The following is a 14,501-nucleotide window of genomic DNA, read 5'->3' as shown; positions in this document are numbered from 1 at the left end:
GGCCACCGAACGAACGGAATGCAACGGACATGCTGATTTCCCTTTCCCACATCCAGCGCCTCTACCGCTCCGACGAGGTGGAGACGACGGCGCTGCTCGATATCGAGCTTGGTATCGAGGCGGGCGAATTCGTTGCCATCATGGGGCCTTCGGGCTGCGGCAAGTCCACGCTGCTGAACATTCTCGGCACCATCGACCGGCCGACAGGGGGCTCCTATTCCTTCGGCGGGCAGGAACTGACCGAACTGGGCGAGGCGGCACTGGCGGCGTTCCGGCGCGAAAACCTGGGTTATGTCTTCCAGAGTTTCAATCTGATCGACGAACTGACGATCGAGGAGAATATCGAGCTGGCGTTGATCTATCGCCGGATGCCCAAGGCCGAGCGGCGGCGGCGGGTGGCGCATGCCATGGACCATGTGGGGATTGCCCATCGGGCACGGCATTATCCCTCGCAGCTTTCGGGCGGCCAGCAGCAGCGCGCGGCGATTGCCCGTGCCATCGTCGGTGAGCCGCGCCTGATCCTGGCGGACGAACCGACCGGTAACCTCGATACCGAAAACGGCGCGCAGGTGATGGATATTCTCCAGCGCCTGAATGACGAGGGGGCGACCATCGTGATGGTCACCCATTCGCCCAGCCATGCCGACCTGGCGAAGCGCCGCGTGGACATGCTGGACGGGCAGGTCGTGATCTCGGTCCGTAATGCGATCTGAGCGGTCTCCGTCAGGATCAGGGGAGTGTCGGCGATGCTGATGACCATCGTGCGCGGTGTCCTGCGGCAGGCGCGGCGGCACCCGGTTTATGTCGGGCTCGATCTTCTGGGGCTGGCGCTGGGGATCGGCGTGTTTCTGAGCCTGGCGTTGCTGGTGCGGTATGAATACAGCTTCAACGCCGGCCTGCCGGGTGTGGGGCGGCTGGTGCGGGTGGACGAGCACTGGACCCCAGCGGGTGTCGTGCCGCTCGAGGAAGCGGATGCGACCTTTCATGCCTTGCCTTTTCTGAGACAGGATTTTCCGGAAATCGAAGAGGCGCTGCGTCTCCTCGGCACGACATTCCGGATCGAACGGGACGGAAAATTCACGAGATTCGACGGTTATGCGACCGACACGTCGTTTTTCCGCGTGTTCGGGATCGGCCTGTCGCGTGGCGTGGCGGACGACGCGCTGTCACGGCCGGACGGGTTGGTACTGTCCGAAAAGGCCGCGATGAAGGCATTCGGCACGCTGGATGTTCTGGGACGGCGCGTCGAACTGAACCGGTCGGGGGAGCGATCGGCCCATGTCGTGACCGGGGTCATGAGACCGGTGCGCGGACCGAATCTTCTCGCGAATACCGAAATGGTCGTGCCCATTCCGGGCGAGGAAGAGCGTACGCGGTCGTGCTTTCAGTATTGGGGCTCGTCTTGCGGGGAGGTCATCCTGCGTCTGAAAAAGCCGGAGGATATCGATGCCATGCGTGCGCGGATGCGCGATTTCGTCATCCGTCATGCATCGGGTGCCGAGAACGATCATGTCGCTATCGGCCCGCATCCGGAAAAAATGTACCAATTGCTGTTGGTTCCGCTGCGTCAGACGCATTTTTACGATGTGAATGTCGAGGATTCGGACGACGGCGTGGATCGCAATGTCGTCAATGCGATCGGGCTGATCGGGTTTCTGGCCCTGGTGCTGGCCTGCGCCAATACGGTCAATCTGGCGACCGCGCGCGCCGGGCTGCGCGCGCGGGAAGTGGCTGTGCGCAAGACGCTGGGTGCCACGCGACGCCTGCTGTTCGTGCAGTTCATGGGCGAGGCGCTGTTCGTCACCACCATCGCCGGGGTGGTCGGCCTGGTGTTGTGCGAGATTCTGACACCAGAGATCGCAAGCCTGACGGGCGAGGCCGTGACCGTTTCATACGGGTTCGTGCTGGCTGTCCTGCTAGTGGTGATCGTGCTGTCCGGGCTGGCCAGCGGGTTTCATCCGGCTGCCGTCCTTTCCGGCTATCGCCCGGCTGCCGTGCTGGCGGCGGCGCGGATGCCCTCGGGTGGTCGGGGGGCGGCACGGCTGCGCAATAGTCTGGTTGCGGGGCAATTCGCGATCGCGATCGCCATCATTATCTGCACGCTTGTGATCGACCGGCAGACCGCGTTCATGCGCAATGCGGATCGGGGCTATGAGAAATCGGGCCTGCTGATCGGCCAGCAGATGCGCGGCAGCGACCCTGTGCTGCAACGCAGGCTGCTGGACACCCTGCGATCGGTGCCCGGTGTGGTGGCGGTCGGCTTTGGGGAACTGGAGCCGGCGCCCCATTCCCTGTCCCACACGATCTATCAATATGCCGGACCGAACGGACCGGTCGAAATCCAGATGCTGTTCGACCGGGTTGGGTCCGGTTATTTCGAGGTTTATCGCCCGCGGCTGCTGGCGGGCCGCTGGTTTGACCCCATGCGCGGGCAGGACGAGGGGCCGGATGCCGGCAATCTTCAGGATGGTACGGGAAGTTTCAATGTCGTGGTCAATGCCAAGGCGACAGTAAAGCTGGGTTTTTCCACGCCCGGGCAAGCGGTCGGCCAGGTTCTGACGGCGGGTGGATTGAAGGCGCGGATTATCGGCGTGATCGACGATGTGCGTTTCGTTTCGCCGCGCGACCCGGTGGGGCCGGAGATCCTCTTCTTCGATACGCTGTCGCGGGTGCCGTTCGTGAATCCCATTCCGGCTGTCCGTTTTCAGGGTGTGACGCGCGCGGTGATGGCCGAACGGCTGAACCGGGCGTGGACCAGCGTTACGCCGGACCTTGCGAGCAATTTCCAGCCCGCCGATGAACGGATGGCGGCGTTTTTCACGGGTGATGAACGGCGGGGACATATCTTTACCGTCGGTGCGGTGGTGGCGCTGCTGATCGCCTGTATGGGGTTGTATAGTCTGGCGGCCTTCTCGGCGATCCGGCGGGTGCATGAGATCGGCATTCGCAAGACGCTGGGGGCTTCGGGCGGGCAGATCGCCATTCTGCTGCTGCGCGATTTCCTGCGGCCGGTGGCGCTGGCCTGTGTGCTGGCGTGCCCGGTGGCATGGGTTTTGATGCGGTCGTGGCTGTCGGGCTTCGACCAGCGCGTGTCGCTTAGTCCGCTGCATTTCCTGATTGCCACCGCAGGGGCATTTCTGATCGCGACGCTGACGGTGCTGGGGCAGACGTTTCGTGTCGCGCGCGCCGAACCTGCGCGGGCGCTGCGGGCGCAGTAACCGACATGACGGTATTTGTTTCCATCCTGGCTCTGCCTCCCGCCATGGCGGGAGGGGGGACCTGTCGCCCTGACGCGATCTGAGGAGCATTCCTGTGTTTGCGACCATCCTGAAAAGCGTCCTGCGCCAGATGCGGCGGCATCCGCTTTATGTCGGGCTTAATATGTTCGGGCTTGCGCTGGGGGTCGGCGTGTTTCTGACGCTGACCCTGCTGGTGCGGTATGAATACAGTTTCAACGCTGCCTTGCCGGATGTGGACAGGCTGGTACGGGTGGACACCCATTGGACGATGCCCGGCACCCCGCCTGGTGAGGTCGCGGGCAGTACGTTTCGTGCCCTGCCGTTCCTGCGCGAGGATTTCCCAGAGATCGAAGCGGGTACCCGGTTTGAAAACACCGAACTGCAGACGGAGCAGGACGGGGTTTTCTCCTCGTTCGTTTCCGGCCTGACCGATCCCGCCTTCTTCAGCGTCTTCGGGCTGAAGCTGCTGCATGGGGCGCCGGACCAGGCGCTGGCGCAGCCGGATGGGCTGGTACTCTCGGATCATGCTGCGATCCGCTTGTTCGGAACGACCGAGGTGATGGGACGAACTGTGCGGCTCAATCGCAATGGGGTGACCGTGACGCATACGGTGACCGGCGTACTGGCGCGCCGGACGACGCCGGACCTTTTCTCCGGGATCGAGATGATGGCGCCGTTTTCCTCGGAGGACATGACGACCCGGTTCTGTTTCCTGAGCTGGGGAAGCGATTGCGGCAGGATTTACCTCAAGTTTCGCAGAGCGGGGGATATTGATGCGGTGAGCGCGCGGCTGCGCGATTTCGTCATGCGCCATGCGGCGGGAGCGGACAGCGATTCCCACGCGCTGGGGACGCATCCTGAGAAGATCTTCGGGCTGTTGCTGGCGAAGTTGGGGGAGGCGCGCTTCCGTGATTTCCATGTCCTGTATGCCGAGGACGGGGTGGACCGCACCGTTATCAACAGTATCGGACTGATGGGTTTGCTGGCGCTGGCGCTTGCCTGCGCCAATGCGGTCAATCTGGCCACGGCGCGGGCCGGCCTGCGGGCGCGCGAGGTGGCGATCCGCAAGACGCTTGGTGCTTCGCGGCGGACGCTGTTGGTGCAGTTCATGGGGGAAGCGGTACTGGTGGCATTCATTGCCGGCGTGCTTGGCCTGGCCCTGTGCGAGCTTCTGGTGCCAGAGGTTGCGAGCCTGACGGGAGAGGCGCTCGTGGTGCGCTACGGGCTGGTCGGCGTGGTTCTGCCACTCATCATACTGGTCTGCGGATTTGCCTGCGGGATCTATCCTTCCCTGATCTTGTCGGGCTATCGCCCGGCCGCCGTGCTGGCTGCCGCACGGATGCCGTCCGGTGGACGGGGGGCGGCGCGGCTGCGCGATGCGCTGGTGACGGGGCAGTTCGGCATCGCGATCACGATCGTGATCTGCATGCTGGTGATCAACCATCAGACAGTCTTCATGCGCACCGCCGATCCGGGTTATGTGCGCTCCGGGTTGCTGATCGGGTCTGCGATGCCGGGCCACGATCTGGCTGCCCAGCGGAAGATGCTGGATGCGCTGCGTGCCGTGCCGGGAGTGATCACGGCCGGCTTCGGCGAATTGGCGCCGCGCCCGGACACGAAGAACCTTGGGACCTACAGCTATGACAGGCCGGCCGGGCCAGTAAGCGTCTATCTGCTACAGGACGTCGTGAGTGTCAGCTATTTCGAGGTATATCGGCCGCGCCTGCTCGCCGGGCGCTGGTTCGATGCTGCCCACGGGCAGGATGACCTGCCGCCGCGCGACGAAGCGCCAACCCGGAAGGCCAACGTCGTTCTCAATGCCGGGGCTGTGTCGCGATTCGGCTTTGCCGCACCGGACCAGGCGATCGGCAAGATCATCAAGAGCGGCGGCATGACGGCCAGAATCATCGGCGTGATCGACGATATGCGCTTCGAATCGCCTCGCCAGGCCATCTATCCGGAGATCATCTTCTTCAACACGCTTGCGAATCAGCCATTCAACGACCCCATCCCCGCGGTTCGGTTTCAAGGTATCGTGGAAGCTGACATGGTACGTCGGTTGAATCGTGCATGGGCGGGCATTCTCCCCGATGCTTCCAGCGATTTTTCGGCCGTCGATGCACGGATGTCGGCCTATTACAGTGGTGATGAGCGGCGGGGACGGATCTTTACGCTGGGTGCAGCGGCTGCGCTGCTGATCGCCTGCCTGGGGTTGTACGGGCTGGCGGCTTTTGCCGCCGCGCGGCGGGTGCATGAGATCGGCATTCGCAAGACGCTGGGCGCGACCGGGCGCCAGATCGTGGCGCTGCTGCTGGGGGATTTTCTCCGACCGGTGGCCTTGTCCTGCGTGCTGGCCTGTCCTGTCGCCTGGGTTGTGATGCGGCGTTGGCTGGCGGGGTTCGACGAACGGATCACGCTGACGCCGGCGCATTTCCTGATCGCGGTGGCTGGAGCGTTTGCCATCGCCATTCTCACCGTCCTTGGACAGACCTTTCATCTTGCGCGCGCCGAGCCTGCGCGCGCCTTGCGGGCGGAGTGATCGCCATGCGTGTTTATTCAGAGCCTGACCGAACATGTGCCCTGCCGGACGCGACCTGGCGGGCCGTTCCCGTGCTTCCGCGCAGATTTTCTGCAAGGCTTGCCGCTGCGTGCGGGCTTTCCCTTGCCGTCATGTCGCCTGCCGCGGGGCAGACGCTTCAGGAATCGCTCGGGTTGGCCTATCGCGGTAATCCGACGCTGCTGGGCGAGCAGGCGAACCAGCGGGCCGTGACCGAGAATTCGGCGCAGGCGCGCAGCGGATGGCGGCCGACCGTGTCGGTCAACATGGATGCGAACTACCAGCAGGGGCCTTATACCAGCGCCTTCGCGCTGGGCACCTTCACGTCGAATTACGCGGAAGGCTATGTGTCGGCCAAGCAGACGCTTTATTCCTTCGGCCATGTCGCCAATCAGGTGCGGGCGGCGGATGCGCGCTCGCGGGCTGAGGGGGAAAACCTGCGGCTGACGGAATCGCAGGTCTTCACCGCCGCGATCAGTGCCTACATGGATGTGCTGCGCGACCGGTACGTGTTGGACGTGCGGGTGGCCGACCTCGAGATGCTGGTGCGGCAGGTGCGGCTGATCACCTCGCGCTATAATCTGGGTGGCGCGCCGGGCGAGCAGGTGACGCGCACCGATGTGGAGCAGGCCGAGACGCGCCGACGGTCCGCCGAAGTGGCGCTGACGCAGGCACGGGCGACGCTGGCGGCGTCGGAGGCGAATTTCCGCGCCGTTATCGGCGTCATGCCGGCGCAATTGACCATGCCGGAGGGGTTGCCCGGTCTGCCGCCTTCGATCGAGCAGGCCGTCAGGGAGGCCATTGCCGCCAATCCGCAACTGGCGCAGACGCGCGAAATGAAGTCGGCGACCGAAGCCGATATCGATACTGCGCGCTCGCAATGGGGGCCGCAGATTCAGGTGCAGGGGCTGTTGGGGACCGTGGGGCCGGCGGCGCCGTTTCGGGGGCATGAATATTCGGAACAGGTCAGCGGTACGGTGTCGCTGGTGCAGCCGCTTTATAATGGCGACCTTTATAATGCGCAGATCCGGCAGGCGCGCGACAAGGACGAACAGGCGCGGCAGAATCTGGAGCAGGCCCGGCGGGCGGCGTTGCAGGATGTGGTGACCAACTGGCGAGCGGTGGAGAACGGCCTGCAGGCGATCCAGGCCGGCACCGCCGGGGTGCGATCGGGCGAAACGACGCTGAAAGGATACCAGATCGAATATGGCTATGGGCTGCGCAGCACGACAGACGTGCTGTATGCCGACCAGACTCTGCGGGCCGCGCAGGTGGATCTGGCGACCAGCCGCCATGATACGATCGTGGCCGAAGCGAAGCTGCTGGCCTCGATCGGGCGTTTGCAGGCCCGCGACCTGTTGCCGGGGGGGCAGCATTACGACAGCACGGCCGCGTTGCAGCGCGCGCGGACGCGCGGGTGGGAGCCGCTTCAGACACCGATTGCCGCGCTCGACCGGGTGGGCTGGTCCTCCGGGCCGACAGGGGAGAGCAAGTGATGTTTGCGTCGGGTTTCAGAATTCTGCCCCGGCATGGGGGCTATGGGGCGATCAACCTGCTAGGACTGGGGCTGGGGGTTGCCGTCTTTCTGACGATGATGCTGATCGTGCGGTACGAATACGGGTATGACAGCTATCTGCCCGGTGCGTCGCATATCTATCAGGTCGATGATGTTTTTCGCCCGGCCGGGCGGGCGCCTTATGAATCGAGCTATATCAGTTTCGTGCCCGTTCCTTTCATGGAGCAGGATTTTCCGGAAATCAGCCAGGCGGTTCGCGTTTTCGAAAATCAGGTGCCCGTGCGGGCCGGGGACGTACTGGGACGCGATGCGGTGACATTGACCGACCGGAATTTTTTCTCGGTCTTCGATCTGCCTCTTCTGGAAGGGAACAAGGCGACCGCGCTCGATGGGCCTGGCAAGGTGGTGCTGTCGGCGAGCATGGCGCGGAAATATTTCGGCACCGTCCATGCGATCGGTCGCCGGATGCGGATCGACAATAGCCATGACGAGAGTGTGGTGTCGGCCATTGTGGCGGATACGCCGCCCAATGCCACCGGCGATTTCAGGATCATCGCCGTTTTTCCCAGTTCCTGGATGGATAAATGGCCATTTCGCAACTGGGGAAGCCAGTGGGGGCATATATGGGTAAGAATTGACGATGCCGCAGCGGTGCCGCGGATTGCCGCCGGATTGCGCCGATACCCGTATCGACACCCCGGAAACTGGAAGGAAAGCCTGGTCCGTTTCACCTATGGCGATGGCGGGTTGACGTTGGTGCCGTTGCGCGCGGTGCATTTTCATAATGCGTCGATCGGGGAGGGTGGGGCCAGCCGGCGGCTGATCGATATCCTGGGGTTGGTCGGCGTGGCGGCGCTGGGGACCGCGATCGTGAATTACGTCAATCTGGCCACCGCGCGGTCGGGGCTGCGGGCGCGTGAGGTGGCGATGCGCAAAGTGCTGGGGGCGACCCGCGCCGCGCTGATCGCGCGCTTCATGGGCGACGCGATCATGCTGGTCGGGGTGTCGGTGCTGATCGGGCTGGCGCTGACGGAACTCTCGCTGCGCTGGGTCAACATGCTGGGGGGATGGGATGTCGCCTTCGACTGGCGCTTCGTGTTGCCGGTATCGGTATTGATCGTGCTGGTCGTGGGGATCGTTGCCGGGATCTATCCCGCGCTGGTGCTGTCGTCGTTTCGTCCGGCGGCGGTGCTGGCAGCGAGCCGGATGCCGACGGGCGGGCGGGTCGAGAGCATGTTGCGCAGCGTGCTGGTGGTGCTGCAATTCGGGTTTGCCATCGTGCTGGCCGTGTGCACGATCGTGATGACCGATCAGGCGGCGTTCGTTCGGGTGCTGGATCGGGGGATCAGCAAGGATGGCGTGATCGTCATTAATGCGTTGGCGGATGCCGGTCTGACGGTGCGGCAGGAGGAGATCGTGCGGCGGCTGGGCGAGGTGCCGGGGGTGCGGATCGCCACGCGATCGGACATGTATGCTCATTATGTCAACAACGCCGACAATTTTCGCCGTCCGGGCGATGCGCGCCTTGTTCCCGTTCACTGGGGCCGTGCGGCTCCGGGCTATTTCGAGGCGATTGGGGCGACGCTGGTTGCAGGGCGTTTGTTCGACGAGCATCTGGGCAATGATTATCACGCCGACCCGCAGCATGAGGGGACGGATGTCAACGTCGTCATTTCGCGCCTGGCGGCGGAACGGTTCGGGTTTGCGTCGCCGCAGGCGGCGGTGGGGCAGGTCGTGCGCCCGGATCTGGCTAATCGGCCCTGTTGTCGTATCATTGGGGTAATCGACGACATTCGTTTCGGCGACGCTCATCAAGCGATGCAGCCGCTGCTGTATCTGGGCCGGACGGGATCCTTCGAGGATGCGGTGGTGATCATCCGCTATGACGGTGTGTCGCAGGCCGAGGAAATGGCGCGCCTGCGGTCGGCCTGGGCAAAAATCGCGCCGGATGTTCCGTTTTCGGGTCAGGGGGTAAGCGATATTTTTGCCGACGATTTTCGCAGCGACCAGAATTACGGCACGTTGTTCGGCATTGGTTCCGCTGTGGCGATCGGGATTGCCTGTCTGGGGCTGTTCGGCCTGTCGTCGTTCAACGTGTCGCGTCGCCGGCATGAGATCGGGGTGCGCAAGGTGCTGGGCGCGGATCGTCGGCAGGTCCTGACCTTGCTGGTGGGCCAGTTTCTGCGGCCGGTCTTTATCGCGAACGTGATCGCCTGGCCGGTCGCCTGGGTGTTCATGAGCCGGTGGCTGTCGGGGTTCGATCAGCGGATTGCGCTGACGCCGTGGCCTTTCGTGATCGCGGCCGGTGGGGCGGGATTGATCGCGCTGCTGACCGTGCTTGGGCAGTCGGCCAGGGCTGTGGCCAATCCGCCGGCTGCTTCGCTGAGGGCAGGGTAAGAAGGGCTGCATGCCGGAAATGGGGATGACGCATGATATGATCCGTGAGGATTGAGCAACACTGCGGATAAAACCGCTATTCTCCGGTCTCGGGTCGGGGAACGTCGGGGCTTTTCAAGCGTCAAGATCGCGGGTGGCCGGCGTTGGCGGAGCGGGAACGCTCGTACGGTGCAGCTGGCAGCCCGCGGCGAAGAGGGGAAGCATGCGGACAGATTTTCCGGTGGCGGGTTCAGGGGCCGGCTTCCTGGCGGTGTTTTTCCTCCTGTTTGCGACCGGGGCCGCGTTGGCCGATCCGATGCCGCTGCTTCCCGAGACGGTGGTGCCTCCGGCCGCGCCCGCGCCGACGGGCGCGCCAGCGGAGCAGGTTGCTCCCGCGCTTGATATTCCCCCCCTGCCGGCGCTGGATGACGCGGCCGCAAGGGCCGAGGCGCAGCATCTGCTTCTGGCCATGCGGCGTGAGATTCCGCATTTTCAGACGGTATCGGCCAGGGATGCCGACCGATGGGTTGCGATGGCACGGGCGCAACTGGCGCGGGACAAAATGACGATCGACCGGGCGCAGGTGCTGATGGTGGTGGATCGTAATCCGCGTGTGCAGCGAGTCTGCTTTGTGCTTGCGCTACCGGATGATGATGCGTGGGTGGTGTTGGGAGGAACCCGGGTTTCGACCGGGCAGGCGGGGCGTAAATATTATTACCTGACGCCGACCGGGGTGTTCATCAATTCGCCTGATCGGCTGGGCTATCGTGCCGAGGGTACGCGCAACGAGCATGGTATTCGCGGATTGGGTGCGCGCGGCATGCGGGTGTGGGATATGGGCTGGCAATGGGCCGTGAAAGGCTGGCGGGCTGACCGGGAGCAGGGGCAGATCAGGCTGGAAATTCATGCGACCGACCCGGATTTTCTGGAGGCGCGTTTGGGGCATCCGGCTTCGGAAGGGTGCGTGCGCATTCCGGCGGCGCTGAACCGTTTTATGGATCGGCATGGGCTGCTGGACGTGCAGTATGAACAGGCGGCCAGTTATGATGGCCGCTTTCGGGCCTTGCTGCCGCGAGATCGCACGCCTTCGCCGATTGCGGGGGATGCGCTGGTGGTGGTGGACTCCGCGCAGAGCGAGGGGATGATCTGAGCGTCTGATCGGATATGCGCGGAGCCTGTCAGGAACGTCTTGTTCAGCGCGGTGGCGGTATGTAGCGGGGTTGGGGTTCGATCGTGTCGAAGCCGCTACGATCCGGTGTGCAGAGGAGTTCGATCGTCATGCCCCATGGCGTGCGTCCGTAGCAGAAAAAATTTCCTTTTCCTTCTTCGATCCCGAGCTGTTTGCCCGGTTCCGTCAGCAGCACGCCACCTGCATCCGTGAACCGTTTGGCTCCGGCCTGGATGTCGTCAACATAGACGGCGAAATGTTGCAGGCCCAGATCGCTCGCCCGTGCGGGCTTTGCCTGTTCCGGCGCCTGCATCTCGAACAGTTCCAGGCCCGCGCCATTGCCCAGACGCATCATGCGCATCGTCACGACCTGCGTGCCCTTGACCAGGCCCAGGGTCTTTTCAGTATCCGGACCGGAAAACGGCGGCTGTGTGCGCTTGAGATTGTCATAGAGCGGAACAGCGCCGAACGCATTCACGAAGAAAGTCGAGGCGGCTTCGAGATCGGGCACGGTCATGCCGACATGGTCGATGCCCCGCGGCAGGCCATTGGATGTCATGGAAAATACTCCTCTCCTGGGCCCATAGGGTGATGACGGTGAGGGTATCTGCCAACGGAAACACCGTTAGAGGCATGGGGTGAAATGTCACCTTTCCGGCAGGACGCCCTCTGTGGCCCTGGTAACGGAACGTTCTGGGTATGATTTTTGAACCTTGGGACGGCGCAGTTTTCCGCCATGAGACGAACACGGTTTCGTTACCCGTAGCCTGAGCCGCTCTGAAAGAAGGCGATTGCGATCAGGAATCGTCCTGATGGGATTTCATGCTGACAGGCTATGGGAAAAGTCGGCTTGCCGAGCGCGCGTGCGGCGAAGTGACATAGGCGTGGTCGCAATCCGATACGAAAAGGCGACTGCTTTTTTGTTCGCCTCTCTGGTGTGTTCTTGAATGTTTGATGATGGGGACGCGGGCGCGACGACGGGGCGGCATGCGCGCGTTATCCTGTGGCGATCGGGTAGGCGAGGATGATCCGCTTTGGCCCGGCTTTTCTTGCCGAAGGATGAACCATGCTGGCTGGTACCGCATCCCTGATGAACCGCCAGGTAAGTTCCTGGGTAAGGCAGGGCGGACTATTGGGTACTCTTGCTGTTCTTCTGCCATCGACGGCGCTGGGGTGGAGTAACCATCCACTTTGTACCTGGCAGGCCGTGGCAGTGATGCCGGGCATGGCCGAGCGTGTGGTCACGGCGGAGACGCTGGGTTCGTTTCTGGGCGATGTGTCCGATCGCTTGCCGGCTGCGCTGGAGGGGGAGGAGATTTGGGCGCGGGCGCATCTGCCATTCTATGCGCCGCGGCCGGATGCTCTGCGGTTTGGGGGAGCATCGGCAGTGGGGAAGGATGCTGCGTCGCTCAGGGCCGGGTTTGTACATGCGATCCGGGTGAATGAGGGGATGATGCTGGATCTTTATGTGCAGCGGCTGCCGGGTGTTGGGGTGCCGGCGGAGCGCGTGTTGCCTTGGTCTTCCGCGAGCGTTCTGGAAAGTCTGGAGGATACGGAGGCTGGTTCTCTGGAGCGGGTGAGCGAAGGAGATGTGTTGCGGGTGGCCGATGTGGTGGCGACCGCGACGAATGAGCCCGATCTTGGGTTGGATATCGGGTTGTGGGCGGATAGTGGCTCGGCGCAGGGCGGACGCTACGGTTATGGCGCGCAGCCGTTTGGGAATCCGCATCTGTCATATGGCACGCAGGCGCCGTTCCATATGGGGTTCTACCACGAGAGCGGCCTTGTCTATCGGGCGGCTGGGTATCTTCAGCATACCTATCCCGAAGCGCGGATTCATCTGTTCATGACGCTGTCGCGCTTCGCGTTTGCGCAGGGGCATCCTTACTGGGGCTGGCGGTTTGCCGGCTGGGCGATCCATTACGTGCAGGATCTGGGGCAGCCTTATCATGCGCGCGTGCTGCCCGGTGTCGGAGCGCTGACGATGGTCGGAATCGGGGCGCTGGATATGCTGGGGATACATGGTCCGCAGGTTGCCGCGGTGACCCGTGTGACCAATCGGCATATCGTGCTGGAGAATTATCAATATCGTCGGATGTCGGCGGCCTATCGGGCGCATGACATGGATGATCCGCTGCTGGCGGCGTTGCGTGATACGTCCGATGACGGATCGCTGGAGCGGTTGGGGGCGTCGTCGGTGCGGGAGATCGTGTCGGCGCAATCCGCCGCTGTGGCGGATGAGCTTGATGCACAACTGGTCAGGATTTTTCCGGATGCCGATGTCGTAGTGGCGGATGCGGCTGATCTTGATATGAATAGCGTGTCGCGTCGCGCGCCCGCGGCGGAGCAGGCGTCGATGACGCGGCTTGTTGCCGACCGCATGCGTCAGGTGGGGCGGGATACGCGGGCCGTTATCCGTGTGCTGGACCCGGAGGGAGTGGGCCGGTGAGGGCGCGAACGCCGGCTTTTCAAAGCGTCTGGCTTCGCTCATGATCATGTGATGACAAAATCCGGATTGCTCCCTTGTCTTGTTCTGTCAGCTTTGCTTGCCCGGTCGCCTGCCTGGGCCGCCCAACCTGCGGCTTCGGGCGCGCCGACACCTGCCAGCGTGGCGGCGGCGATCCGGGCCGATGGTGCGGCGCAGGCATTGGGCGCGCTGGACGATGCCGATACGTTCGATACCGTGACTGACGGGATCGCTGCGGCGGACCCCGCTTGGCTGGCGCTGGTGCCGGCGATGGGGCCGGGGCTGGATGCGGATAGCGGGGCTGCGGTCTCGGCGGCGCTTGCCCTGGCGTTGCCGCAGAAGCCGCGCCTTGTTCTGCCGCTACTGGACCCGGCGACGCCTGCATTGGACCCGGCACGGGTTTGCGCCCATCCATTCATGCATGACGAAGTGCCGGACCTGAAGGGGTATATCCGGCGTAGCCGTGCCGCCCTGCGGAAGGTGCGTGACGACGGGTTGCGCGTGGTGCGGGATCGGTGTCTGGCCGTCATGGGAACGGCGAAATCCGTTCCCTGAGAACCTGATGGACAATGGGGCCTCGTCGAGGCCGGGCGTGGTTGCGACAGCGCGTCAGTGCTGGGGCGTGGTGGATCCGACCGCTTTCCAGGCGCGCAGGGCGGCCAGGGTGCCGCTGATATGGCCTTCGGGGGCCATGGCGCTGTAGGCGTAGAGAATATGGCCGTCCGGCGCGATTACATAGGACGTGCGGTTGGCGTAATGCAGCAGTTTCATCTTGGAATCGTAGGAACTGGCGATCTTGCCTGCCGGGTCTGAAGCGACGGGGAAACGGCTGCGGCATTCGCTGACCGAGAAGCGGTCCAGCGTTTCGATCTTGTCCATCGAGACGCCGATGACCGTGGCGCCCAGTGCCTTGAACTGGTCCATCGCGTCGGCGAAATCATGGGCTTCGATGGTGCAGCCGCGCGTGAAGGCCGCCGGATAGAAATACAGGACCACCGGACCCTTATGCAGGGCCTCGGCCAGCGAGAAATTGAACTGCTTGCCGCCCAGGCTGGCCGGAGTGTCGAACAGGGGCGCCGTGCTGCCCAGCGGCAGCGCGGCCTTGGCCACGGAGAAGGACAGTAGCGTGATGCCCGACAGGGTGAGGGCGACGGGGAGCACCATGCTCAACCGGGTGG

The 14,501-nt window shown here is 63.7% G+C and carries 10 protein-coding genes; 8 read left to right on the top strand and 2 right to left on the bottom strand.

Features of this window, described 5'->3' with window-relative positions; genetic code table 11:
- The first annotated feature begins 29 nt into the window (after positions 1 to 29).
- The 6 genes from C7453_RS11820 (at position 30) to C7453_RS11795 (ending at position 10,838) form a co-directional block, all read left to right on the top strand.
- Positions 30 to 713 carry an ABC transporter ATP-binding protein gene (locus C7453_RS11820; protein ID WP_114727742.1) on the top strand — a complete coding sequence of 228 codons (684 nt, stop codon included), beginning with the start codon at positions 30 to 32 and terminating at the stop codon, positions 711 to 713.
- 33 nt (positions 714 to 746) lie between these two features.
- Complete coding sequence (locus C7453_RS11815) at positions 747 to 3,218, top strand: ABC transporter permease (RefSeq protein ID WP_114727741.1); 2,472 nt, start codon at positions 747 to 749, stop codon at positions 3,216 to 3,218.
- Positions 3,219 to 3,312: 94 nt separating this feature from the next.
- Positions 3,313 to 5,778, top strand: a complete 2,466-nt coding sequence (locus tag C7453_RS11810) for an ABC transporter permease (RefSeq protein ID WP_114727740.1) — start codon at positions 3,313 to 3,315, stop codon at positions 5,776 to 5,778.
- Between the two features lie 131 nt (positions 5,779 to 5,909).
- Positions 5,910 to 7,292 carry a TolC family outer membrane protein gene (locus tag C7453_RS11805; protein ID WP_114727739.1) on the top strand — a complete coding sequence of 461 codons (1,383 nt, stop codon included), beginning with the start codon at positions 5,910 to 5,912 and terminating at the stop codon, positions 7,290 to 7,292.
- Entirely contained in the window at positions 7,292 to 9,709 is a 2,418-nt protein-coding gene (locus tag C7453_RS11800) for an ABC transporter permease (RefSeq protein WP_114727738.1), read from the top strand. Before C7453_RS11805 ends, C7453_RS11800 begins: the two co-directional genes overlap by 1 nt.
- Positions 9,710 to 9,911: 202 nt before the next feature.
- Positions 9,912 to 10,838 carry a L,D-transpeptidase gene (locus tag C7453_RS11795; RefSeq protein WP_174788007.1) on the top strand — a complete coding sequence of 309 codons (927 nt, stop codon included), beginning with the start codon at positions 9,912 to 9,914 and terminating at the stop codon, positions 10,836 to 10,838.
- Between the two features lie 43 nt (positions 10,839 to 10,881).
- Here C7453_RS11795 and C7453_RS11790 read toward each other — a convergent pair whose 3' ends face one another.
- The gene (locus C7453_RS11790; RefSeq protein WP_174788008.1) at positions 10,882 to 11,415 is read right to left on the bottom strand and encodes a VOC family protein; all 534 of its coding nucleotides are present in this window, start codon (positions 11,413 to 11,415) and stop codon (positions 10,882 to 10,884) included.
- Positions 11,416 to 11,922: 507 nt separating this feature from the next.
- Here C7453_RS11790 and C7453_RS11785 point away from each other — a divergent pair.
- The gene (locus C7453_RS11785) at positions 11,923 to 13,305 is read left to right on the top strand and encodes a hypothetical protein (RefSeq protein ID WP_141289134.1); all 1,383 of its coding nucleotides are present in this window, start codon (positions 11,923 to 11,925) and stop codon (positions 13,303 to 13,305) included.
- Positions 13,306 to 13,356: 51 nt separating this feature from the next.
- A complete protein-coding gene (locus C7453_RS11780) occupies positions 13,357 to 13,878 on the top strand; it encodes a hypothetical protein (protein WP_114727736.1) in 522 nt (173 codons plus the stop codon).
- A 54-nt stretch (positions 13,879 to 13,932) separates the two neighbouring features.
- On the opposite strand, the gene C7453_RS11775 is transcribed toward C7453_RS11780, so the two are convergent.
- Positions 13,933 to 14,487 (bottom strand): peroxiredoxin, encoded by a 555-nt coding sequence (locus C7453_RS11775; RefSeq protein WP_245949009.1) that lies wholly within the window; start codon positions 14,485 to 14,487, stop codon positions 13,933 to 13,935.
- Positions 14,488 to 14,501: the final 14 nt, after the last annotated feature.

Source organism: Gluconacetobacter liquefaciens, assembly GCF_003350405.1.
GTDB classification, from domain to species: domain Bacteria; phylum Pseudomonadota; class Alphaproteobacteria; order Acetobacterales; family Acetobacteraceae; genus Gluconacetobacter; species Gluconacetobacter liquefaciens.
Note: the sequence above shows the minus strand (reverse complement) of the source record. Positions and strands in the feature narration are given on the sequence as shown.

What these genes read in the sequence shown, in the direction of transcription:
- C7453_RS11785 (WP_141289134.1), top strand. Translation starts at nt 11,923, where the DNA reads ATGCTGGCTGGTACCGCATCCCTGATGAACCGCCAGGTAAGTTCCTGG.
- C7453_RS11795 (WP_174788007.1), top strand. Translation starts at nt 9,912, where the DNA reads ATGCGGACAGATTTTCCGGTGGCGGGTTCAGGGGCCGGCTTCCTGGCG.
- C7453_RS11780 (WP_114727736.1), top strand. Translation starts at nt 13,357, where the DNA reads ATGACAAAATCCGGATTGCTCCCTTGTCTTGTTCTGTCAGCTTTGCTT.
- C7453_RS11775 (WP_245949009.1), bottom strand. Translation starts at nt 14,487, where the DNA reads ATGGTGCTCCCCGTCGCCCTCACCCTGTCGGGCATCACGCTACTGTCC.
- C7453_RS11805 (WP_114727739.1), top strand. Translation starts at nt 5,910, where the DNA reads ATGTCGCCTGCCGCGGGGCAGACGCTTCAGGAATCGCTCGGGTTGGCC.
- C7453_RS11820 (WP_114727742.1), top strand. Translation starts at nt 30, where the DNA reads ATGCTGATTTCCCTTTCCCACATCCAGCGCCTCTACCGCTCCGACGAG.
- C7453_RS11800 (WP_114727738.1), top strand. Translation starts at nt 7,292, where the DNA reads ATGTTTGCGTCGGGTTTCAGAATTCTGCCCCGGCATGGGGGCTATGGG.
- C7453_RS11790 (WP_174788008.1), bottom strand. Translation starts at nt 11,415, where the DNA reads ATGACATCCAATGGCCTGCCGCGGGGCATCGACCATGTCGGCATGACC.
- C7453_RS11815 (WP_114727741.1), top strand. Translation starts at nt 747, where the DNA reads ATGCTGATGACCATCGTGCGCGGTGTCCTGCGGCAGGCGCGGCGGCAC.